Source organism: Methylobacterium sp. 092160098-2 (genome assembly GCF_028920805.1).
Taxonomy (GTDB): Bacteria; Pseudomonadota; Alphaproteobacteria; order Rhizobiales; family Beijerinckiaceae; genus Methylobacterium; species Methylobacterium fujisawaense.
Genome location: NZ_JAQPZJ010000001.1, coordinates 864,390 through 884,561, shown reverse-complemented (window position 1 = coordinate 884,561; position 20,172 = coordinate 864,390). Strand labels below are relative to the sequence as shown.

Below are 20,172 nucleotides of genomic sequence, written 5' to 3'. Positions count from 1 at the left end.
GGGTCCGCCCCCTCATCCAGAGCGGCGACGCCGCAGCCGCCAGCAGTCTCTTGCTGAAAACATTTCAATCTGGCAGTTTTGCGACTTAGGACAGCACAACTGTCCCATCGGCCGTGCACCCCGGCCGTCGCCGTCTCGCGCGCGGGCGAGTTCTTCGGCTGACGGATACGGGCGCGCCAGCGCACCGCTCCCTGAGCGGTCTGGGTCCTCGATGAACGCAAGCCGACGGACGTGTCCACCCGGACCGGCCGAATGGCCTGCGGCAAGAGGCCGAAGCGCCGGGCGCCGACGGCTTGCGGGCATGAAACATGCTCGCGGGTTCTTGGCTGCGGACGGGTTCGAGGGAAGGACGAGACGAAGCATGTCACAACGCAGGGCTGCCGAAGAGTTTGCTGCGTCCACGGCCCAGGCTGCCGCCCCGCGCGGCGGCGCGATGCCGCTCATCGTGCGCGATCCCGCCCTTCCGAAAGCCCAGGGTTCCTACGATCCCGCGAACGAGCGCGATGCCTGCGGCGTCGGCTTCATCGCCGACATGCACGACCGCCGGACCCACGCGATCGTCGCGCAGGGTCTGAAGATCCTGGAGAACCTCGACCATCGCGGTGCGGTGGGCGCAGATCCCAAGATGGGCGACGGCTGCGGCATCCTCACGCAGATTCCGCACGGCTTCTTCGCCGAGGAATGCTCGCGGCTCGGATTCGAGCTGCCGCCGGCGGGTTCGTACGCGATCGGCCAGTTCTTCATGCCGAAGGCGGACGAGCCGCGGGCGATCATTCAGGAGATCGTCGAATCGGCGCTCGCCGCCGAGGGCCTGCCGCTGCTCGGCTGGCGCGACGTGCCGGTCGATCCGGAGGATCTCGGAGAGGCCGTGAAGGCGACCGAGCCGCATCACCGTCAGGTCTTCATCGGCCGGCCGGCTTCGGTCACCGACCAGGACGCGTTCGAGCGCCGGGTCTATGTCGCCCGCAAGGTGATCTCCAACAAGGTCTACGCCCTCGAAGACCCGCGGGTGAAGGAGTTCTACCCGGTCTCCGTCTCGTCCCGGACCATCGTCTACAAGGGCATGGTGCTGGTCACGCAGCTCGGCGGCTACTTCCTCGACCTGAAGGACAAGCGCTTCGTCTCGGCGATCGCCCTCGTCCACCAGCGTTTCGCCACCAATACGTTCCCGACCTGGCGGCTGTCGCACCCGTACCGGATGGTCGCCCATAACGGCGAGATCAACACGCTGCGCGGCAACGTCAACTGGATGGCCGCCCGTCAGGCGAGCGTCGATTCCGACCTGTTCGGCAACGACATCTCGAAGCTGTGGCCGATCTCGTACGAAGGGCAGTCGGATACCGCCTGCTTCGACAACGCCCTCGAGTTCCTCGTGCAGGGCGGATACCCGCTCGCCCACGCGATGATGATGCTCATCCCGGAGGCCTGGGCCGGCAACCCGCTGATGACCGAGGAGCGGCGCGCCTTCTACGAGTATCACGCCGCGCTGATGGAGCCGTGGGACGGCCCCGCCGCCGTGGCCTTCACGGACGGCCGCCAGATCGGCGCGACCCTCGACCGGAACGGTCTGCGCCCGGCCCGCTACATCGTCACCGATGACGGCCTCGTGGTGCTCGCCTCCGAGATGGGTACCCTGCCGATCCCGGACGAGAAGATCGTGCAATCCTGGCGCCTCCAGCCGGGCCGCATGCTTCTGATCGACCTGCAGAAGGGTCGCATCGTCTCGGACGAGGAGATCAAGGGCGAGCTCGCCGCCGCGCACCCCTATGCCGATTGGGTCAAGAACACCCAGATCGTCCTGGAGGATCTGCGCCCGGTGCAGCCGCGCGAGTCGCGCGGCGACGTCAGCCTGCTCGATCGCCAGCAGGCCTTCGGCTACACCCAGGAAGACCTCAAGCTGCTGATGCAGCCCATGGCCGTCACCGGCCAGGAGGCGGTCGGCTCGATGGGCACGGATACGCCGCTCTCGGCGCTCTCCGAGAAGTCGAAGCTGCTCTACACCTACTTCAAGCAGAACTTCGCGCAGGTCACGAACCCGCCGATCGACCCGATCCGCGAGGAGGCCGTGATGAGCCTCGTGTCGTTCATCGGGCCGCGGCCGAACCTGCTCGACATGGAAGGCGCATCCCGGCGCAAGCGCCTGGAGGTCCGCCAGCCGATCCTGACGAACGGTGACCTGGAGAAGATCCGCTCGATCGGCCATTTCGAGGACCGGTTCGACACCAAGACGCTCGACATGACCTACCCGGCCGAGTCGGGCGCGCAGGCCATGGACGGGGCGCTGGACCGCCTCTGCGACCGGGCCGAGGCTGCGGTGCGTGGCGGCTACAACATCATCGTTCTCACCGACCGGGCGGTCGGGCCGGACCGGATCCCGATTCCGGCGCTTCTCGCCACGGCCTCCGTCCACAATTACCTGATCCGCAAGGGGCTGCGGACCTCGGTCGGCCTTGTGGTCGAATCGGGCGAGCCGCGCGAAGTGCATCACTTCGCCTGCCTGGCGGGCTACGGCGCCGAGGCGATCAACCCGTATCTCGCCTTCGAGACGCTGCTCGAGATGAAGGATGAGTTCCCCCCGGATCTCACCGACGACGAGATCATCTACCGCTACATCAAGGCGATCGATAAGGGCCTGCTGAAGGTGATGTCCAAGATGGGCATCTCGACCTACCAGTCCTATTGCGGCGCCCAGATCTTCGACGCGGTCGGCCTGAACTCGACCTTCGTGGGCCGCGACTTCTTCGGCACGGCGACGACCATCGAGGGCGTCGGCATGGCCGAGATCGCCGAGGAGACGGTGCGCCGTCACCGCGACGCCTTCGGGGACGCACCGGTCTACCGGAACGCCCTCGATGTCGGCGGCGAGTACGCCTACCGCCTGCGCGGCGAGACCCACACCTGGACGCCGGACACGGTGGCCACGCTGCAGCACGCGGTGCGCCTCAACGTGCCCGAGCGCTACCGGGAATATGCCGATCTCGTGAACCGCCAGGAGCACCAGCTCAAGACGCTGCGCGGCCTGTTCCGGATCAAGTCGGCGCCGGAGATCGGCCGTCAGCCGGTCCCGCTGGAGTCGGTCGAGCCGGCCTCCGAGATCGTCAAGCGCTTCGCCACCGGCGCCATGTCGTACGGCTCCATCTCCAAGGAGGCGCACGAGACGCTCGCCATCGCGCTGAACTCCTTCGGCGGCCGCTCGAACTCCGGCGAGGGCGGCGAGGAGGTCGAGCGGTTCAAGCCGCTGCCGGACGGGCGCTCGCGCCGGTCCTCGATCAAGCAGGTTGCGTCCGGCCGTTTCGGCGTCACGACGGAATACCTCGTCAATTCCGACATGATGCAGATCAAGGTCGCGCAGGGTGCCAAGCCCGGCGAGGGCGGCCAGCTGCCCGGCCACAAGGTCGACGCCAAGATCGCCAAGGTCCGCTACGCCACGCCGGGCGTCGGCCTGATCTCGCCGCCACCCCACCACGACATCTACTCGATCGAGGATCTGGCCCAGCTGATCTTCGACCTGAAGAACGTGAATCCGTCGGCGGACGTGTCGGTGAAGCTCGTTTCTGAGGTCGGCGTCGGCACGGTCGCGGCCGGCGTCGCCAAGGCGCGGGCCGACCACATCACGATCTCGGGCTTCGACGGCGGCACCGGTGCCGCGCCGCTGACCTCGCTCAAGCATGCGGGCGGGCCGTGGGAGACCGGGCTGGCCGAGACCCAGCAGACGCTGGTGCTCAACGGCCTGCGCGGGCGCGTCGCCCTCCAGGCCGACGGCGGTATCCGCACCGGGCGCGACGTGATCATCGCGGCCCTGCTCGGCGCCGACCAGATGGGCTTCTCGACGGCGCCGCTGATCGCCGCCGGCTGCATCATGATGCGCAAGTGCCATTTGAACACCTGTCCGGTGGGCGTTGCCACGCAGGATCCGGTGCTGCGCAAGCGCTTCAAGGGCACGCCCGAGCACGTGGTGAACTACTTCTTCTTCGTGGCCGAGGAGGTGCGCGAGATCCTGGCGTCGCTGGGCTTCACCAAGCTGGAGGAAGCGGTCGGACGCTCGGACCTGCTCGACAAGGTCGACGCCATCGCCCACTGGAAGGCGCGCGGGCTCGACTTCACCAAGCTGTTCCATCGGCCCAAGGTGGCCGAGGGCACGGCGATCCGCCACGTGGAGGTGCAGCATCACCCGATCGACACGGTCCTCGACCGTCGCCTGATCGCGGGTGCCCAGCGCGCCATCGAGAGCGGCGAGCCCGTGGTCCTGACCGACACGATCCGGAATTCGGATCGGGCGACCGGAGCGATGCTGTCCGGCATGGTCGCCAAGGCGCATGGGCACGAGGGCCTGCCCGACGACACCATCGTGGTGAAGCTCGCCGGCACCGCCGGCCAGAGCTTCGGCGCCTGGGTGGCGGCCGGCGTGACCCTCGAATTGACGGGCCACGGCAACGACTATGTCGGCAAGGGCCTGTCGGGCGGCAAGCTGATCATCCGGCCGAGCGACGCGCTGAAGTCGCCGCAGGACCGGACCATCATGGTCGGCAACACCGTGCTGTACGGGGCGATCGCGGGCGAGTGTTACATCCGCGGCTCTGCCGGCGAGCGCTTCGCCGTGCGGAACTCGGGCGCCATCACGGTGGTCGAGGGCATGGGTGACCATGGCTGCGAGTACATGACCGGCGGCGTGGTCGTGTCGATCGGCGAGACCGGGCGCAACTTCGCGGCCGGCATGTCGGGCGGTATCGCCTACGTGCTCGACGAGGACGGCTCGTTCTCGGCGCGCTGCAACCTGTCGATGGTCGATCTGGAGCCGGTCGAGGAGGAGGACGACCTGATGCGTCGCTTTCACCAGGACGGCGATCTGGAGACCAAGGGGCGGGTCGACATCCTGGCCGACATGTCCGGGCACGACGAGGAGCGGCTGACGCAGCTCATCACCAACCATCTCAAGTACACGGGCAGCCCCCGCGCCAAGGCGATCCTCGACGATTGGAGCGGCTACCGCACCAAGTTCGTGAAGGTCATGCCGGTGGAGTACCGCCGGGCGCTGCGCGAGATGGAGATGGCGCGGATGCCGGTGGCCGCGGAATAGGCGGACACCCGAACCGGGCGGTTCGCCGCCCGGTCACGCACGCATGATGTGAGACGACGCGGGCAGCGCAGTCACGGACTGGCCGGCCCAGGGGCGGACCAATGGGCAAGATCACAGGTTTCCTCGAGTTCGACCGGCAGGAGCAGAAGTACCAGCTCGCCGCCGACCGGGTCCGGCATTTCCGCGAGTTCACGCTGCCGCTCGACGAGCACGACCTGACCAAACAGGCGGCCCGCTGCATGGATTGCGGCATCCCGTTCTGTCACGGCCCGACGGGCTGCCCGGTCCACAACCAGATCCCGGACTGGAACGACCTCGTCTTCCAGTCGGATTGGGAGGAGGCTGCGCGCAACCTCCATTCCACCAACAACTTCCCCGAGTTCACCGGCCGCATCTGCCCCGCGCCGTGCGAGGAAGCCTGCACGCTGAATCTCGAGAACCAGCCCGTCGCCATCAAGACGATCGAGCAGGCGATCGCCGACCGGGCCTGGAACATGGGCTGGGTCAAGCCCGAGCCCGCGGAGACCCGCACCGGCAAGCGCGTCGCCATCGTCGGCTCCGGTCCCGCGGGCATGGCGGCGGCGCAGCAGCTCGCCCGGGTCGGTCACGACGTCCATGTCTTCGAGCGCGAGCCGAAGGCCGGCGGCCTGCTGCGCTACGGCATCCCCGACTTCAAGATGGAGAAGCGGCACATCGACCGGCGCGTGCGCCAGATGGAGGCCGAGGGCGTCGTCTTCCACTACAACCAGAACATCGGCGTGACGAAGTCGGTGGACGAGCTCAAGGCCGAGTTCGACGCCGTGATGTTCTGCGGCGGCGCCGAGGATCCCCGCAACCCGCAGCTCCCGGGACAGGAGCTGGAGGGCGTTCACTACGCGATGCCCTATCTCGTCCAGTCGAACCGCCGGGTCAGCAGCGAGCCGATGCGCGGCAACGGCGAGCTGCCGATCCTGGCGGGCGGCAAGAACGTGGTCGTCATCGGCGGCGGCGACACCGCCTCCGATTGCGTCGGTACGGCGTTCCGCCAGGGTGCCCTGTCGGTGACGCAGCTCGACATCCGCCCCCGTCCCCCCGAGCGGGAGGACAAGCTGACCGTGTGGCCGTACTGGCCGACGAAGATGCGGACCTCGTCCAGCCAGGCCGAGGGGGCGGAGCGCGAGTTCCAGGCCGCGACGCTCCGGCTCCAGGGCAACAAGAAGGGCCAGCTCACCGGTGTGGTCTGCGCCCGGGTCGACGCCAAGCGTCAGCCGATTCCCGGCACCGAGTTCGTCCTGCCCGCCGACCTCGTCTTCATGGCGATCGGATTCGCCGGCTCGGTCCAGAAGGGTCTCCTGGAGCAATCCGGAATCGGCGTGAGCAAGCGCGGCAACGTCGAGGCCAACGAGGAGGATTATCAGACCTCGGATCCGAAGATCTGGGCGGCGGGCGACATGCGCCGCGGCCAGTCCCTGGTGGTCTGGGCTATTCGCGAGGGACGTCAGGCGGCGCGCGCCATCGACGAGACCCTGATGGGCACGAGCGTCCTGCCGCGCTGAGGCCGACCGAGAGAGAGGCGCGCCCGGCTCAGCCGGGCGGCCAGCGGAAATCGTCGGCGCGGCCGGGCTGCGGCATGGGGGCGTTGCCGCGCAGCAGCGTCCGCTCCACGGTGCCGAGGTTGTCCGGCTCGCGCGGCCGCCCGTTCAGGAGAGCGCCGCCAGGCGAGACCTCCATGCGGCTCAGCGGGACCACAGGTCCGGCCGCGGGCTTGACCGGAAGCGCCGGCACACCGGGGGGTTCCGGCAGGCTCGGCAGCATGGCGGTGATCTGGCGATCGATCGCCGCGGTGTCGGTTGCCGGCGCGGGCCCGTCGAGGCTGGGCCCCGAGGTCGAGGACGGCGCCGTCGGCGCAACGGTTGCGGTGGGCGAAGGCTCGGCCGATCCCGGCACGGTGCCCATGAGGCGCTTCAGCTCGACATCGGCGAAATGCGCGAGCTTGCGGTCACCCGCTTTGGTGAAGTGGACACCGTCCGCGGTGCGCAGCTTGGCGATCTGTCCTTCCGGATCCGGTCCCGACGCCGCGTACCGGTCCCGATCGTCGACGAAGCCCGGCCAGATATCGACATAGGTGCCGCCGGCCTTGGTCACACTGTCGCGCACGATCTCGTTCAGCGACGCGAGATCGCGGCTCAGCGATTCGCTCTGCATCGGCGGCAATCCGACCCAGATCAGCGGGATCTTGCGATCGACGAACACCTTCACCAGCGCTTCGACCCGTGCGCGATAGAGGGCACGCCAGCGATCCGTCAGCGGATCGACCGTCTCGTCCCCGTCGCGGATCGGCTGCCGATCGTTGGCGCCCATCATCACGAAGGCGTAGCGCACTTTCGCGTTGCTCTGGAGATAGTCCTGGGCAACCTTCGGCCAGTCGACCACGTCCTTGCGTACGAGGCCGCTGTCGCCTTTGGCACGGTCGATCACGGCGACGTCGGCATTGTCCTCGAAGACGTCGTCGAGGCCCTTCGCGAGGTGGTCGGCCAGGGAATCGCCGAACACGGCGATCTGGACGTTCGGCTCGGTCTTGGCGACGGCCGGCTTCGGCGGCGTCGGCGCCCGCGCCGGGCGGACCCGCCGCTTCACCGCGGGAGCCGGTCGTTGTGCCTCCCCGGTCGCGTAAGGGGGACGTGAGCGTGGCGCCCGGTAGGTGCGCTCCGGCTGTGGCGCCACCGGCTGCGGCCTGTCCTCCCAGGGCCAGTAGAACTGGCGCGGCGCCTCCTGCTGCGGCGCATATCGCGGTTGTCGCCCGTATGTGCCGTCGTCACGGTAATACGCATCCCGTGGCCGACGCCGCGGTGGAGCCTCGTAATAGGTGCCGCCGCCGGGCTGCTGATAGCTGTCGCCCCATTGCGCGCGGGCCGGTCCCCCGCCGAGGACGGACAGACCGGCGAGCCCCAGCAGGGCCGCGAGGCCGAGGAGCAACGGGCGTTCCGAGTGACGCCGACGAGCGACTACCATGCGCATCCCGTACGCTGTACGCCGAACCCAACCCGTTCGGAACGCGCACAGTATAGGTGGAAGCTGACGGCGGGTCTAAACCTCTCGCGGGGATCAGCGTCGCGGCGACGCCGGCTGTCCCGTGACCCGGCTGAGCAGGGCCGGCGTGGCATAGCCGTCAGCCGGCAATCCGACGCTGATCTGATAGCGGCGCACCGCCTCGCGCAGCTTCGGGCCGGCGCGGCCATCCGTCGGACCGTCGTAGAAGCCGGCAGCCGCCAGACCGGTCTGCAGGGCCCGAAGGCCCGGCCCGTCGAGGCGCCCCCCTGCGGCCGGCCAGGGAGCCGCCAGCGGCGGTCCGCCGCCGAGACGGTCCGCGAGGTGGCCCACGGCCAGAGCGTAGGAATCCGAGGTGTTATAGCCTCGGATCACCTCGAAATTGTCGGTGATCAGGAAGACCGGGGCGCCGAGGCCCCCGGGCAGGAATAGGTTGGCCCGGCCGCGGCCGGGCAGAGGTTTCCCGTCCGTGCGGGTAACGCCGCGTTCGGCGAACGAGCCGAGCTCGCCGCTGTATCGGCTCAGGTCGAAATCCTTCGGCAGGCGCACCTCGTAGCCCCAGGACAGGGTCGGATCCCAGCCGAGATCCTTGAGGTAGGCCGCGATCGAGGCGAGCGAATCCGCCGCGCTGGCCCAGATGTCGCGCCGCCCGTCCCCGTCGAAATCGACCGCATGTGCCAGATAGGTGGAGGGCAGGAACTGGACCTGGCCCATGGCCCCGGCCCAGCTGCCGCTCATCCGGTCGGGCGTGATGTCGCCGCGCTGCAGGATCGTGAGAGCGGCGAGGAGTTCGTCGCGAAACAGCGTGCCGCGGTGGCGCGCCTCGGCCAGAGTCGCCAGCGCCCGGATGGTGGGAACGCTGCCCGCGCTGGCCCCGAAATCCGATTCCACGCCCCAGAACGCCGTGATCATCGGCCCCGGCACGCCGAAGCGGGTTTCGATGGCCTGGAGGGTCGTTGCGACGGCCGCGGCACGGGCGCGTCCGCGCGCGATGCGTCCGGGGGAGACGGCGCCGACGAGGTAGTCCCAGACGGGCCGGACGAATTCGCTCTGGCGGCGCGTATGCGCCAGAATGCCGGGGTCCGGGCCGGTGATTCCGCGGAATGCCGCGTCGAAGGTCTGCGCGGAGACGCCCCGCGCCGCCGCATCCGGGCGGAGCGCTGCCACGAAGGCCTGGAAGGTATCTTCGGCGCGGACCTCTCCCGCGGCGAGACAGGCCGCCGCGGCGAGCAGCCCTCTGCGAGACATCATTCGGTCAGATCCGGTTGCGCGTTTCCAGGCGCTCCTCCCAGGCCAGGGCCTGAGCGACGATGGCGTCCAGATCGTCATGCCGGGGCTGCCAGCCCAAACGCTCGCGGATCAGCGCGCCCTCGGCCACGATCCGGGCCGGATCTCCCGCACGACGCGGGCAGAGCCTGACCTCGAAGTCGCGGCCGGATAGACGCTTCACGACCTCGATGACCTCCAGCACGGAGTAACCGCGGCCATAGCCGCAATTCAGCGTCAGGCTGTCGCCGCCCGACCGGAGGTGGTCGAGGGCCAGACGATGCGCTTCGGCGAGGTCCGAGACCTGGATGTAGTCGCGCAGGCAGGACCCGTCGGGGGTCGGGTAATCGGTCCCGAAGACGTCGAGCCGTGCGCGCTGTCCTCGCGCCGCCTGCGTGGCGACCTTGATGAGGTGGGTGGCATTCGGCGTCGACTGGCCGGACCGACCCTCAGGATCCGCGCCGGCCACGTTGAAATAGCGCAGAATGACGTACGAGAAGCCGTGCGCGGCCGCGGCATCGGCGATCATCCATTCGCTCATCAGCTTCGAGCGGCCGTAGGGATTGATCGGCTTCAGTGGCAGGTCCTCGGGAACCGGCACGACCTCGGGCTCGCCGTAGACGGCTGCGGTCGAGGAGAAGATGACGTGCCGGACGCCGGCCCGCACGGAGGCCTCGACCAGCGATCGGGTCTTGACCGTGTTGGACAGGTAGTAACCCAGCGGATCGGCCACCGAGTCGGGCACGACGATCTTGGCGGCGAAGTGGGCGAGGGCATCGATCCGATGCTGAAGGATCGTCTGCGTGACAAGGGCTTGGTCGGCCACGTCTCCGACCACGAGCTTGACGCCCTCCGGAACCGCCCAGTCGAAGCCGGTGGACAGATCGTCCAGGACGATCACCTCCTCGTGGCCCGCATCGAGCAGCGCCAGCACCATGTGGCTGCCGATGTAGCCGGCACCGCCCGTAACCAGAACCGCCATGACCCCCCACCCTGACGCCGTCCCGCCGAGCCTGATTACGCGATTGCAGACGGGAAATTTACGCTCCGCTGCTTCATACTATCGACGTAGAACCCTTGCGACGGCTCGCGTTAAGCTATCTCACTGACGGCACCGCCGACCACGTCGCTCCATCCTGTTCCGGGGTTACCGTTTGATGAAACCGATCCGCAAGGCCGTCCTGCCCGTCGCGGGCCTTGGCACGCGCTTCCTGCCAGCCACGAAGGCGGTCCCGAAGGAAATGCTCACGGTCGTGGACCGGCCGGTCGTGCAGCATGTCGTCGACGAGGCCCGTGAGGCGGGGATCGAACACTTCATCTTCGTGACCGGTCGCGGCAAGGCCGTGATCGAGGATCATTTCGACATGGCGTTCGAACTCGACCACACGCTCCAGGAGCGGGGGAAGACGGCCGCCTATGAGGAACTCAAGAAGGACCTGCCGAAGGCGGGCCAGACGAGTTTCACCCGGCAGCAGGCCCCGCTGGGCCTGGGCCATGCGGTGTGGTGCGCCCGGGAGATCGTCGGCGACGAGCCCTTCGCGGTCCTGCTCCCCGACATGCTCAGCCGCGGCTGCATGAAGCAGATGCTGTCCGCCTATGAGCGCCACGGTGGCAACATCATCGCCGTCGAGGAGGTGAAGCCTGAGGAAACGCATCAGTACGGGATCGTGAGCGTCGGCGAGACCTACGGTCAGTCGTTCCAGATCACCGGCATGGTCGAGAAGCCCAAGCAGGGCACGGCGCCATCGAACTTCATCATTTCCGGCCGATACATCCTGCAGCCCGAGATCTTCGGTATACTCGAGCATGGCAAGAAGGGCGCTGGCGGCGAGATCCAGCTTACCGATGCCATGATCGACCTGATGGAGACGCAGGCGTTCTACGGCATGCGCTACGAGGGCCGGACCTACGACACCGGCTCGAAGCTCGGCTTCCTCACGGCCAATCTCGCCTACGCCCTCGATCGGGACGACCTCGCGGGGCCGCTGAAGGCTGAAATCGAGAAGCTCCTGAAGCGTCAGGGCTAAGGCGCTCCGTCTCCGGGGCTGCCGAACCGCCCAGATCCGGGCCCCGACCGGCGAACGCGGTGATCGGGGCCGATCGCTCACCCGGAGACCGCGTGGGCCTCTTTAGTCCGTCGCACGCGGCTCCGGTATGCACGCAGAGCAGCGAGATCCGACGATTTGCCCTTGCTTCTTGTGCGGCGCACTTTAATTTGTGCGTTGCGGGATCGCGATGGCGTCGCGGTTCCGCTGCCCTTCTTGGGCGTTTCCTCCCTAGACTTCGGGCCGCTCCTTCGGGAGTGGCCTTTTTTCTGTCTGGTCCTCCCGCACCCGTCTCCGCCGAACGTCCCGGCGCGATCGCTATTCCGCGGCGATTTGGCGCGGAACGACATCTGCGAGATCTTGGGCGACCTCGACGATCACGGCGCGCAAGGCTCCGACCAGGGCCGGAAAGCCCGGCGTCGTCGCGAGGCTGACCTCGTTCATGTAGAGGCCGCGGTTGACCTCGATCTGGAGCGCGTGGCGATCCAGGTTCGGCTCGCCATAATGCTCCGTGATGAACCCGCCCGCGTAGGGCTTGTTGCGCACCACGCGAAAACCCCGAGCCCGGAACGCGGCCTCGAACCCGTCGATCAGCGCGGGCGCGCAAGCCGTGCCATACCGGTCGCCCAGCACCACGTCGGCCTTCATCTCCGGGTCGCGGCCCAGGCTCGATGAGGGCATCGAGTGGCAGTCGATGAGCATGCAGCAACCATGCGCGCGCGCCGTGCGCTGGATGAGGCTGCGCAACGCGCGGTGATAGGGCTTGTACAGGCCCTCGATCCGGGCGGTCGCCTCGGCCACGGGCAGTCGCCGGGCGTAGATTTCCTGACCGTCTGCGACGACGCGCGGGACCGTCCCGAGGCCGCCGGCCACGCGCATCGACCGGGTGTTGGCGAAGGGCGGCAGGCGCCCGTCGAACATGCGGGGGTCGAGTTCGTACGGCTCGCGGTTCACGTCGAGGAAGGCGCGGGGGAAGTTGGCCCGCAGCAGCGGCGCGCCCAGTTCGACGACGGGCGCGAACAGGCGCTCGACATAGGCGTCCTCGGAACGACGCAGCGCCAGGGCGTCGAGCCGCGAGGCTGCGATGAAGTCTGGGGGGTAGACGGCTCCAGAATGACCGGTATTGAAGACGAAGGGCAGGGTGTGCGCCGCGGGCTCGTCGACCGCAAAGGCCGGGGCAAATCCGAAGGCGTCTGGCTGTACCGGTTCGGATGCAGTCATCGGTTGGTGGACACCCCGGCGGTTGAACGAGGACGGCAGGTGCTCACTGTGGTGCGCGATCGACCGCCTGTCCACTCCGTGCCGGCGACTGGGGCAGTCGCCCGTGAGACACGCGGCTCCCGCTGCGCGCTCCATCCTAACACCTTGTTTACCATCGCCTCCCTTTATGGGATCAACTTCTCGACTCGAAGGCTCGGATCCGGCCGATGAAAATCCTGCTGGCGGAAGACGACAACGACATGCGCCGGTTTCTGGCCAAGGCGCTGCAGAATGCGGGCTATGATGTCCTGTCCTTCGACAACGGCCTCTCGGCCTACAACCGGCTGCGCGAGGAGCCGTTCGAGCTGCTGCTGACCGATATCGTGATGCCCGAGATGGACGGTATCGAGTTGGCCCGCCGGGCCACCGAGCTCGATCCCGATATCAAGGTGATGTTCATCACCGGCTTCGCAGCCGTGGCCCTGAACCCGGATTCCAAGGCTCCGAAGGACGCGAAGGTCCTGTCGAAGCCCTTCCACCTGCGCGATCTGGTGAACGAGGTCGAAAAACTGCTGGCTGCCTGAGCCGGCCGCGGAGCCACCGGCATGGCGCGACCGAGTTTGCCTGTGGCGACACGGGCATAGGCAAGTCGCGTCCCGCACTCCTATATGGCGGGAGTTCACGGTCGGGACGACGTTCGCGATGCAGCCGGTCACAATCTACACCACGGGCTGGTGTCCCTACTGCTCGGCGGCCAAAAGCCTGCTGAAGGAGAAGGGCGTGGCCTTCCAGGAGATCGACGTCGAGCGCGCGCAGGGTGCTCGAACCGCGATGGTCGAGCGCGCGGGCGGCCGTACGAGCGTGCCTCAGATCTTCATCGGTGCCACGCATGTCGGCGGCTGCGACGACCTGTACGCCCTCGACCGGGCGGGCAAGCTCGACCCGCTGCTCAAGGACACGGCCGATGCCTGAGGCCCGCTTCACGGCCGCCTGCGTGCAGATGCGGTCGGGGCGCGATCCCGCGGCGAACCGCGACGCGGCCGTGGCGGGTGTGCGCGAAGCGGCGTCCCGGGGCGCGGCCTACGTGCAGACTCCCGAGATGACATCCCTGGTGGAGCGGAGCCGCGAGCGCCTGTTCGCCCACGTCACCGCTGAGGAGCAGGACCAGACCCTGGCGGCCCTCCGCGAGACCGCGCGCCAGACCGGCACGGTCGTCCAGATCGGCTCGATCGCAGTCCGGTCCGGCGACAAGATCGCCAACCGGGCCTACCTGATCGGCGCCGATGGCGCGATCCTGGCGTCCTACGACAAGCTGCACCTCTTCGATGTCGACCTGCCGAGCGGCGAGCGGTGGCGGGAATCCGCCACGTATTCCGGAGGGGCCTGCGCGGTCCTCGCCGAGACGCCGTGGGCCACCCTCGGCCTGACGATCTGCTACGACATCCGATTTCCCGCCCTGTACCGCGCCCTCGCCGAAGCGGGCGCGGACGTGCTGACGGCACCCGCCTGCTTCACCCGTCAGACCGGGGAGGCCCATTGGCACGTCCTGCAGCGGGCCCGCGCCATCGAGACCGGCGCCTTCGTGATCTCGGCGGCGCAGGGCGGCCTGCACGAGGACGGACGCGAAACCTACGGCCATTCGCTGATCGTCGATCCCTGGGGCCGGGTGCTGGCCGATGCCGGCGGGGCCGAGCCCGGGATCATTCTGGCGGAGATCGACCTCGCGCAGGTCGCCGAGGCCCGGGCCCGCATCCCCTCGCTGCAGCACGGTCGGCCCTTCACCATCGAGCGCGTCTCTTCCCAGGCTCAAGCGGCGCATCAGGCAGCACAGCAAGCGACAGAATGATCCGCTACAGTCTCGTCTGCGAGGCCGGACACGGCTTCGAGAGCTGGTTCCCGTCCTCCGACTCCTACGACACGCAGGTCGAACGCGGGCTCGTGACGTGCCCGGTCTGCGACAGCGCCAAGGTCAGCAAGGCCCTGATGGTGCCGAGCGTCGCCCGCACGGATCGGGCGCGTGCATCTGCGCCGCCCGCGAAGGCGGAGGCGGAAGCGCCGGTGACCATGGTCGCCGAGCCGGAGCGTCAGTTGCGGGCGATGCTGCGCGCGCTCCGGGAGCACGTGGTGGCGAATGCCGAGCACGTCGGCGCGCGCTTTCCCGAAGAGGCGCGCAGGATCCATTACGGGGAGACCGAGGGCCGTTCGATCTATGGCGAGGCGACCCCCGCGGAGGCGCGCGCGCTGATCGACGAGGGCATCGAGGTGGCGGCGATCCCGGTCCTGCCGGACGACCGGAACTGAGCGGATACCAGACCCGCCCCGAGCCTCAGGGCCGCAGGGCGGCGGTCCCTGCGAACGACGCCAGCACGGCCGAGACCAGGGCACTCCAGCCGGCGAGCGAGATCCCGGCCACCCGCAGCGCCGCCACCGAGCAATCGACGACCTTCGTAGTCTGGAGCGTGTTGAGGAAGTCGCCGACCTGGCCCGGATTCGTCCCGGTGCCGCCCCCGCAATCGGCCGGCCCCGGCCAGAAGCCCCATTCCGCGCCGGCGTGGTAGACCCCGATGCCGGCGCCGTAGAGGAGGCCGAGGGCGGCCAGCCCGAGGGCGATCCGTGCCAGGCGCTCCGGCAGGAACAGGGCCAGAAGGCCCAGGGGGATCGCGGCGTAATAGGGCAGCCGCTCTGTCAGGCAGAGCTTGCACGGCGCGTAGCCGTATCCGTACTGCAGAACGAGCGCGGCTCCGACGGTGAGGGCGGAAGCGATTGCCAGCCAGAGGCCAGCGGTCTTGAGGCGCAGGGCGGCCGCCGTATTCATCGCTACAGGATCACCTTGAAGAGCAGGAAGCCGAGGACGATGACGGCGACGGAGATCGCCGCAACCGCGTTGAGGTGCCGGTCGAGCACGGCCCGAATCTGGACGCCGTAGCGTCCAAGCAATCCGGCCAGGATGAAGAAGCGGGCGCCGCGGGTCACGATCGAAAGAACCGTGAACCAGAACAGGCTGTAATGGGCGAAGCCCGAGGTGATCGTGACGAGCTTGTAGGGGATCGGCGTGAGTCCCTTCAGCAGGATCACCCAGTGGCCGTAGCGCGCGTAGGAATCCTGGAAGGTCGCGGCCGAGTTCTGCAATCCGTAGAGACGGATGAGCCATTCCCCGAGGGAATCGAACAGGAGGGCCCCGATCGCGTAGCCCACGAGTCCGCCGATGACCGAGGCGACGGTGGTGATCGTGGCGTAGAGCCAGACCCGGTCCGGTCGGGCGACCGCCATGGGCACCAGCATCGCGTCCGGCGGAACCGGGAAGAAGGAGCTTTCGGCGAAGGCCACAGCGCCGAGCGCATAGGGCGCGGACGGCCTGTCGCTGAGGGCCAGGATCCACGCGTACAGCCGGCGGAGCATGCAAGGTCCCGAAGTGAGCGATCGGTCGCCCTTTGAGCATAGGCGTCCCGCCTTGGCCAGATCGGCGCCCACCGCAAAAACAACACTTGGCCGGACCCGCCGACCTATGCGAAGAGCCCTCCGTACGCGGGTATGGCGGAACTGGTAGACGCGGGCGACTCAAAATCGCCAGCCGCAAGGCGTGGGGGTTCGATTCCCTCTACCCGCACCATGGCCATCCGGCGATCGTGCGGCCTGTCCCGTCCGGCGGCTCCATGAGGGGCGACCCGTTGTCCGCGCGAATCCCATCGACGCGCGAAGTTCGGTCGCCCTGATCTCCTGATCGCTGCCCCCTATCTGTGCTGCAACGCGGCCGGCTTGGCCGTCCTGCGGAGCGGAGTAGGGACTTGAACGAGCGTGGGATCGTCGCGGTTCTCGGCGCGGGCATGGCCGGCGCAGCTGCGGCACGCCACCTTGCCGAGGCGGGCCTGCGGGTGCGGGTGTTCGACAAGGGGCGCGGCGTCGGCGGTCGGATGGCAACCCGGCGCGTCGGTGATCTCCAGTTCGACCATGGCGCTCAATTCATGCGCGCGCGCGGTACCGCCTTCGCGGGTCAGATCGATCGATGGGCGCGAAGCGGCATCGTTGCGCCCTGGGCCGGTTCCGAACGGCATGTCGGCGTGCCGAGCATGGTCGAGCCCGTGCGCGAGCTCCTGTCGGGTCTTCCGGTTCAGAGCGCCACGACCATCCTGCGTCTTCACCGGGATGGGGCACACTGGCGGCTGGAGGACGCGTCCGGCGCCGTTCACGGCCCGTTCGACGCGGTGGCGATCACCGTCCCGGCGCCGCAGGTCATGACGCTGCTCGCGGCATCCGGCGTCACCCTCCCGGACATCGCCCGCGCTTCATACGCACCCTGCTGGTCCTTCATGATCGCGGCGGACACGTCCCCGCCGGAGGACCTGACCGAGCCGGGGGGCGGTCCGATCGGCCTGATCGCGTGCGATTCGTCGAAGCCCGGGCGGCCCCCCGGGATCCGGCTCACGGTCCACGCGACCCCGGATTGGTCGCGCCGGCATCTCGAAGCGCCGCGTGAGACGATCGTCGCCGAACTTGTCCGCGCCACCCGGGACTGCCTCGGCACCGAACTTCGACCGTCCCACATGGAAGCCCATCGCTGGCGCTACGCGCAGGTCGAGAACGCCCTGCAGGTGCCCTGCCTGTACGATCCGGCATGCCGACTTGGGGCGGCCGGGGATTGGTGCCTGGGGGCCCGGATCGAGGCGGCCTACGACAGCGGGCTGGCGCTCGCCGACGCTATCCTGAACGATCTCGGGCACCCTGCGTGACTCCCCCGATCGCCTTCCACCCGGCCTATGAGGCGTCCCTCCCGGTCGGCCATCGGTTTCCGATGCGCAAGTACGGCCTGCTCGCGGAGACGCTGATCGCGAAGGGGCTGGCTCCGCTCGGTTTCGTCACGCCGGAGCCGGCCGGGGCGGACATCCTGATCCGCGCTCACGATGCCGCCTATGTGGATGCGGTGCTGGCCTGCGATGTCGGTCCTGAAATCGAGCGGGCCATCGGGCTACCGGTCGATGCGGCCCTCGTCCGGCGCTCGCGCGCATCGGTGGGCGGCACCCTTCTGGCCGCGCGCCTCGCCCTGGCGGAAGGTCTGGCGGGCAGCGCCGCTGGCGGCAGCCATCACGCGCGGCGCCAGCAGGGTGCTGGCTTCTGCGTGCTGAACGACGTCGCAGTCGCGGCGCGGACGCTCCAGGCCGAGGGGCTGGTCCGGCGCGTCCTCGTGGTCGATCTCGACGTGCATCAGGGCGACGGCACCGCCGATTGTCTCGCCCGAAGCCCGGAGCTCTTCACCTTCTCGATTCATTGCGAAAACAATTATCCAGCCCAGAAGATCGCCGGCGACCTAGATATCGGCCTGCCGGACAGGCTCGACGACGCCGGCTACCTCGCTGTTCTGCGTGCCCGTCTGCCGCCGCTGCTCGACACGTTCGCGCCGGACCTCGTCTTCTATAATGCCGGCGTCGATCCGCATCGCGACGACCGCCTCGGCCGACTCTGCCTCACCGATGATGGCCTTCTCGCCCGCGACCGCTTCGTCGTGGCCGAGGCTCGCGCGCGCGGGATCGCGCTCGCTGCGGTGATCGGCGGCGGATACACCCACGATGTCGAGGCCCTCGCGCGGCGCCACGCGCTGGTCTTCGAAGCCCTGGCCGCCGAGGCGGCCGCTCGGCCGACGTCGAAGTGATACCTGATTGCATCACGGTACCGTCGATCTGCAGGTCTCGGTCGAGCAGGAAAGGTTTTGGGAACGGCCACCGTCGAGGATCCGGAGTGCGCGGATGATCGACGCGGATCCGCCGCTTGCATTCGGTGACATCGGAAGGGTTCGACCATGCTCGCGCGGGTCTGGGACGTGGTGAAGGCGACGCTGGCGGTGTCGGCCCTGATCGCCGCCGCCCTCGTCTCGGCGGACAAGGTCGACCGGCGGAAAACGCAACCGGTCGTCGGCGCCGCACTGATCGAGCCGGCCACCACCGGAACGATTACGCGGCAGGAGCGTCCTTGAGCCTGCGCTCTGCGTAGTCTTGAGCGGCGCCCCTGCGTCAGATTGAAACAAGCGTGACGGGATATCTCGGTCGGCGTCGACGTTCTCGCCCGATGCCGAGGCTTGGCCGCACGCCGACCCGACCCGTTCAGGAGAACCCACCGCGATGAAGTCCGCCCCCCTCGCACTGTTCGTCGTCCTCCTCGGCACGGCTTCGGCGTTCGCGGAAACGGGGGCCGAGCGGGCCGCCTGCACGCCGGACGTGATGCGCCTCTGCGCCTCTCAGATTCCCAATGCGGGCGCTATCACCCTCTGCCTGCGGGAGAATCGGGTGGCGTTGAGTTCCGCCTGCCGGACGGTCGTCGACCGTTCCGACCGGTCGAAAGGGAACATCGCAAATCGCCGCTAGGCGCGGCGCCGCGCCTCACCAGCCGTTGATGCGCGGCCAGACCTCTCCGGAGAGGCGGCCATCGGCGACGACGTGATAGCGGTCGTGCTGAGCACCCGTGGCGCAGGCATGGTTCGGGAGAATCCGCAGGCGCGCGCCGACCGGAAGGTCGGGAAGCCCGGCGGCAGCGCCCTTCCGCACCGCGACGATCCCGTGCTCCTGGTTGGCGTCCCGCACGATCAGGTCCGGATAGGGGCGCCCGGCGATGTCGCAGGCCAAGCCATAACCCTGATCGACCGCCTGCCGCGCGGTGCCACGATCACGCGAGAGTGCCATCCATCCCGCGTCGGTGATGATCCAGCCCTTGTCCCGCTGATGCCCGATCACCGTCGCGAGAACGGTGAGGGCGATGTCGTCGATCGTGCAGGAGCCGACGCCCGCCTGGAACAAGTCGCCGATCATGAACACGCCGGCGCGCACCTCCGTGACGCCCGCGAGGGTCTCCGCATACCGGGCGGTGGGCGTCGATCCGACGCTCACGACAGGGCAGGGGAGGCCGGCGCCGCGCAGGATCTCGGCCGCCGCGACGGCGGCCACGCGCTCGGCCTCGGCCGCCCGACGAAGGGCGGCGGGATCGCTCAGCCCATAGCTGTCGCCGGCATGGAGCAGCACGCCGCGCAGGCTCGCGCCGTCCGCGACCGCGCGGCCGATGGCGACGAGCGCTTCGGCATCCCGCGGCCCGACCCCGGAGCGATGTCCATCGGCATCCACCTCGATCAGCACCGGCAGGGCATCGCCACTGCGCCGGCTCCAGGCCGCCACAGCCTCGGCCTGGGCTGCCGAATCCAGGACGATCGCCAGATCCGCCCCCCAGCGCCGTCGGATGGCTCCGACCCGATCGAGCTTCTGCGGTGCGATGCCGACGGCGTAGATCATGTCGCGCACGCCGCCCTCGGCGAAATACTCGGCCTCCCGGAGCGTCGAGACCGTCGCGGGCCCAGCGGGACCGGCCATCGCCCGGCGCGCGACCTCGAGGGATTTGGCCGTCTTGAGATGCGGGCGCAGGGTGACGCCCAACCCGTCGAGATGCCTGCGCATCCTGTCGACATTCGCCTGCAGGATGTCGGCGTCCAAGAGGAGGCACGGTGTCTCCAGCCCGTCAAAACCGCCGCCACCGGGCGATACCGCAGTGTCACCGATCATCTACCGCTCCCGACCTATCCGA

The 20,172-nt window shown here is 68.7% G+C and carries 18 protein-coding genes and 1 tRNA gene; 12 read left to right on the top strand and 7 right to left on the bottom strand.

Annotated features, from left to right (window positions below):
• The first annotated feature begins 361 nt into the window (after positions 1 to 361).
• Complete coding sequence (gltB, locus tag PQI07_RS04035) at positions 362 to 5,077, top strand: glutamate synthase large subunit (RefSeq protein WP_274926084.1); 4,716 nt, start codon at positions 362 to 364, stop codon at positions 5,075 to 5,077.
• Positions 5,078 to 5,178: 101 nt separating this feature from the next.
• On the top strand, positions 5,179 to 6,612 hold the full coding sequence (locus PQI07_RS04030; protein WP_274926083.1) for a glutamate synthase subunit beta: 1,434 nt from the start codon (positions 5,179 to 5,181) through the stop codon (positions 6,610 to 6,612).
• 28 nt (positions 6,613 to 6,640) lie between these two features.
• Here PQI07_RS04030 and PQI07_RS04025 read toward each other — a convergent pair whose 3' ends face one another.
• From PQI07_RS04025 to galE, 3 genes are all read right to left on the bottom strand, one after another.
• Entirely contained in the window at positions 6,641 to 8,068 is a 1,428-nt protein-coding gene (locus tag PQI07_RS04025) for an SGNH/GDSL hydrolase family protein (RefSeq protein WP_111474290.1), read from the bottom strand.
• A gap of 93 nt (positions 8,069 to 8,161) precedes the next feature.
• Positions 8,162 to 9,355 (bottom strand): lytic murein transglycosylase, encoded by a 1,194-nt coding sequence (locus PQI07_RS04020; RefSeq protein WP_274926082.1) that lies wholly within the window; start codon positions 9,353 to 9,355, stop codon positions 8,162 to 8,164.
• A gap of 4 nt (positions 9,356 to 9,359) precedes the next feature.
• The gene (galE, locus tag PQI07_RS04015) at positions 9,360 to 10,352 is read right to left on the bottom strand and encodes a UDP-glucose 4-epimerase GalE (RefSeq protein WP_043353807.1); all 993 of its coding nucleotides are present in this window, start codon (positions 10,350 to 10,352) and stop codon (positions 9,360 to 9,362) included.
• A 175-nt stretch (positions 10,353 to 10,527) separates the two neighbouring features.
• Here galE and galU point away from each other — a divergent pair, with 175 nt between their 5' ends.
• Positions 10,528 to 11,397 (top strand): UTP--glucose-1-phosphate uridylyltransferase GalU, encoded by an 870-nt coding sequence (galU, locus tag PQI07_RS04010; protein WP_043380421.1) that lies wholly within the window; start codon positions 10,528 to 10,530, stop codon positions 11,395 to 11,397.
• Between the two features lie 336 nt (positions 11,398 to 11,733).
• On the opposite strand, the gene PQI07_RS04005 is transcribed toward galU, so the two are convergent.
• Entirely contained in the window at positions 11,734 to 12,636 is a 903-nt protein-coding gene (locus PQI07_RS04005) for an N-formylglutamate amidohydrolase (protein ID WP_043754900.1), read from the bottom strand.
• 206 nt (positions 12,637 to 12,842) lie between these two features.
• Between PQI07_RS04005 and cpdR the strand changes: the two genes are divergently transcribed.
• From cpdR to PQI07_RS03985, 4 genes are all read left to right on the top strand, one after another.
• On the top strand, positions 12,843 to 13,199 hold the full coding sequence (cpdR, locus tag PQI07_RS04000; RefSeq protein ID WP_003603128.1) for a cell cycle two-component system response regulator CpdR: 357 nt from the start codon (positions 12,843 to 12,845) through the stop codon (positions 13,197 to 13,199).
• A 118-nt stretch (positions 13,200 to 13,317) separates the two neighbouring features.
• Positions 13,318 to 13,587 (top strand): glutaredoxin 3, encoded by a 270-nt coding sequence (gene grxC / locus PQI07_RS03995; protein WP_043353813.1) that lies wholly within the window; start codon positions 13,318 to 13,320, stop codon positions 13,585 to 13,587.
• Positions 13,580 to 14,461, top strand: a complete 882-nt coding sequence (locus tag PQI07_RS03990; protein WP_043380415.1) for a carbon-nitrogen hydrolase family protein — start codon at positions 13,580 to 13,582, stop codon at positions 14,459 to 14,461. The genes grxC and PQI07_RS03990 overlap by 8 nt, the downstream gene beginning before the upstream one ends.
• Positions 14,458 to 14,916, top strand: a complete 459-nt coding sequence (locus tag PQI07_RS03985) for a DUF1178 family protein (RefSeq protein ID WP_043754906.1) — start codon at positions 14,458 to 14,460, stop codon at positions 14,914 to 14,916. Before PQI07_RS03990 ends, PQI07_RS03985 begins: the two co-directional genes overlap by 4 nt.
• A gap of 25 nt (positions 14,917 to 14,941) precedes the next feature.
• On the opposite strand, the gene PQI07_RS03980 is transcribed toward PQI07_RS03985, so the two are convergent.
• Together PQI07_RS03980 and PQI07_RS03975 are read right to left on the bottom strand one after the other, a co-directional pair.
• Entirely contained in the window at positions 14,942 to 15,430 is a 489-nt protein-coding gene (locus PQI07_RS03980; protein ID WP_274926081.1) for a disulfide bond formation protein B, read from the bottom strand.
• A 2-nt stretch (positions 15,431 to 15,432) separates the two neighbouring features.
• Positions 15,433 to 16,014, bottom strand: a complete 582-nt coding sequence (locus tag PQI07_RS03975) for a YqaA family protein (protein WP_043353820.1) — start codon at positions 16,012 to 16,014, stop codon at positions 15,433 to 15,435.
• Positions 16,015 to 16,140: 126 nt separating this feature from the next.
• Between PQI07_RS03975 and PQI07_RS03970 the strand changes: the two genes are divergently transcribed.
• From PQI07_RS03970 to PQI07_RS03950, 5 genes are all read left to right on the top strand, one after another.
• Positions 16,141 to 16,225: transfer RNA gene (locus PQI07_RS03970), tRNA-Leu, on the top strand.
• A 175-nt stretch (positions 16,226 to 16,400) separates the two neighbouring features.
• Complete coding sequence (locus tag PQI07_RS03965; protein ID WP_274926080.1) at positions 16,401 to 17,342, top strand: NAD(P)/FAD-dependent oxidoreductase; 942 nt, start codon at positions 16,401 to 16,403, stop codon at positions 17,340 to 17,342.
• Positions 17,339 to 18,259, top strand: a complete 921-nt coding sequence (locus PQI07_RS03960; protein WP_043380410.1) for a histone deacetylase family protein — start codon at positions 17,339 to 17,341, stop codon at positions 18,257 to 18,259. The genes PQI07_RS03965 and PQI07_RS03960 overlap by 4 nt, the downstream gene beginning before the upstream one ends.
• Before the next feature lie 147 nt (positions 18,260 to 18,406).
• Positions 18,407 to 18,580: a hypothetical protein gene (locus PQI07_RS03955; RefSeq protein ID WP_164706330.1), complete on the top strand. Its 174-nt coding sequence runs from the start codon at positions 18,407 to 18,409 to the stop codon at positions 18,578 to 18,580.
• 145 nt (positions 18,581 to 18,725) lie between these two features.
• A complete protein-coding gene (locus PQI07_RS03950) occupies positions 18,726 to 18,968 on the top strand; it encodes a hypothetical protein (protein ID WP_043380408.1) in 243 nt (80 codons plus the stop codon).
• 15 nt (positions 18,969 to 18,983) lie between these two features.
• Here the strand turns inward: PQI07_RS03950 and PQI07_RS03945 are convergent, their stop codons facing one another.
• Positions 18,984 to 20,150: an alanine racemase gene (locus tag PQI07_RS03945; RefSeq protein ID WP_274926079.1), complete on the bottom strand. Its 1,167-nt coding sequence runs from the start codon at positions 20,148 to 20,150 to the stop codon at positions 18,984 to 18,986.
• Positions 20,151 to 20,172 lie beyond the last annotated feature (22 nt).

Bases quoted from the DNA above. Each gene is read 5' to 3' on its own strand.
- PQI07_RS04020 (WP_274926082.1), bottom strand. From the start codon at position 9,355: ATGATGTCTCGCAGAGGGCTGCTCGCCGCGGCGGCCTGTCTCGCCGCG.
- PQI07_RS03950 (WP_043380408.1), top strand. From the start codon at position 18,726: ATGAAGTCCGCCCCCCTCGCACTGTTCGTCGTCCTCCTCGGCACGGCT.
- PQI07_RS04005 (WP_043754900.1), bottom strand. From the start codon at position 12,636: ATGACTGCATCCGAACCGGTACAGCCAGACGCCTTCGGATTTGCCCCG.
- PQI07_RS04025 (WP_111474290.1), bottom strand. From the start codon at position 8,068: ATGGTAGTCGCTCGTCGGCGTCACTCGGAACGCCCGTTGCTCCTCGGC.
- PQI07_RS03980 (WP_274926081.1), bottom strand. From the start codon at position 15,430: ATGAATACGGCGGCCGCCCTGCGCCTCAAGACCGCTGGCCTCTGGCTG.
- PQI07_RS04030 (WP_274926083.1), top strand. From the start codon at position 5,179: ATGGGCAAGATCACAGGTTTCCTCGAGTTCGACCGGCAGGAGCAGAAG.
- galE (WP_043353807.1), bottom strand. From the start codon at position 10,352: ATGGCGGTTCTGGTTACGGGCGGTGCCGGCTACATCGGCAGCCACATG.
- PQI07_RS03990 (WP_043380415.1), top strand. From the start codon at position 13,580: ATGCCTGAGGCCCGCTTCACGGCCGCCTGCGTGCAGATGCGGTCGGGG.
- PQI07_RS03985 (WP_043754906.1), top strand. From the start codon at position 14,458: ATGATCCGCTACAGTCTCGTCTGCGAGGCCGGACACGGCTTCGAGAGC.
- cpdR (WP_003603128.1), top strand. From the start codon at position 12,843: ATGAAAATCCTGCTGGCGGAAGACGACAACGACATGCGCCGGTTTCTG.
- PQI07_RS03955 (WP_164706330.1), top strand. From the start codon at position 18,407: ATGCTCGCGCGGGTCTGGGACGTGGTGAAGGCGACGCTGGCGGTGTCG.
- PQI07_RS03945 (WP_274926079.1), bottom strand. From the start codon at position 20,150: ATGATCGGTGACACTGCGGTATCGCCCGGTGGCGGCGGTTTTGACGGG.
- grxC (WP_043353813.1), top strand. From the start codon at position 13,318: ATGCAGCCGGTCACAATCTACACCACGGGCTGGTGTCCCTACTGCTCG.
- galU (WP_043380421.1), top strand. From the start codon at position 10,528: ATGAAACCGATCCGCAAGGCCGTCCTGCCCGTCGCGGGCCTTGGCACG.
- gltB (WP_274926084.1), top strand. From the start codon at position 362: ATGTCACAACGCAGGGCTGCCGAAGAGTTTGCTGCGTCCACGGCCCAG.
- PQI07_RS03975 (WP_043353820.1), bottom strand. From the start codon at position 16,014: ATGCTCCGCCGGCTGTACGCGTGGATCCTGGCCCTCAGCGACAGGCCG.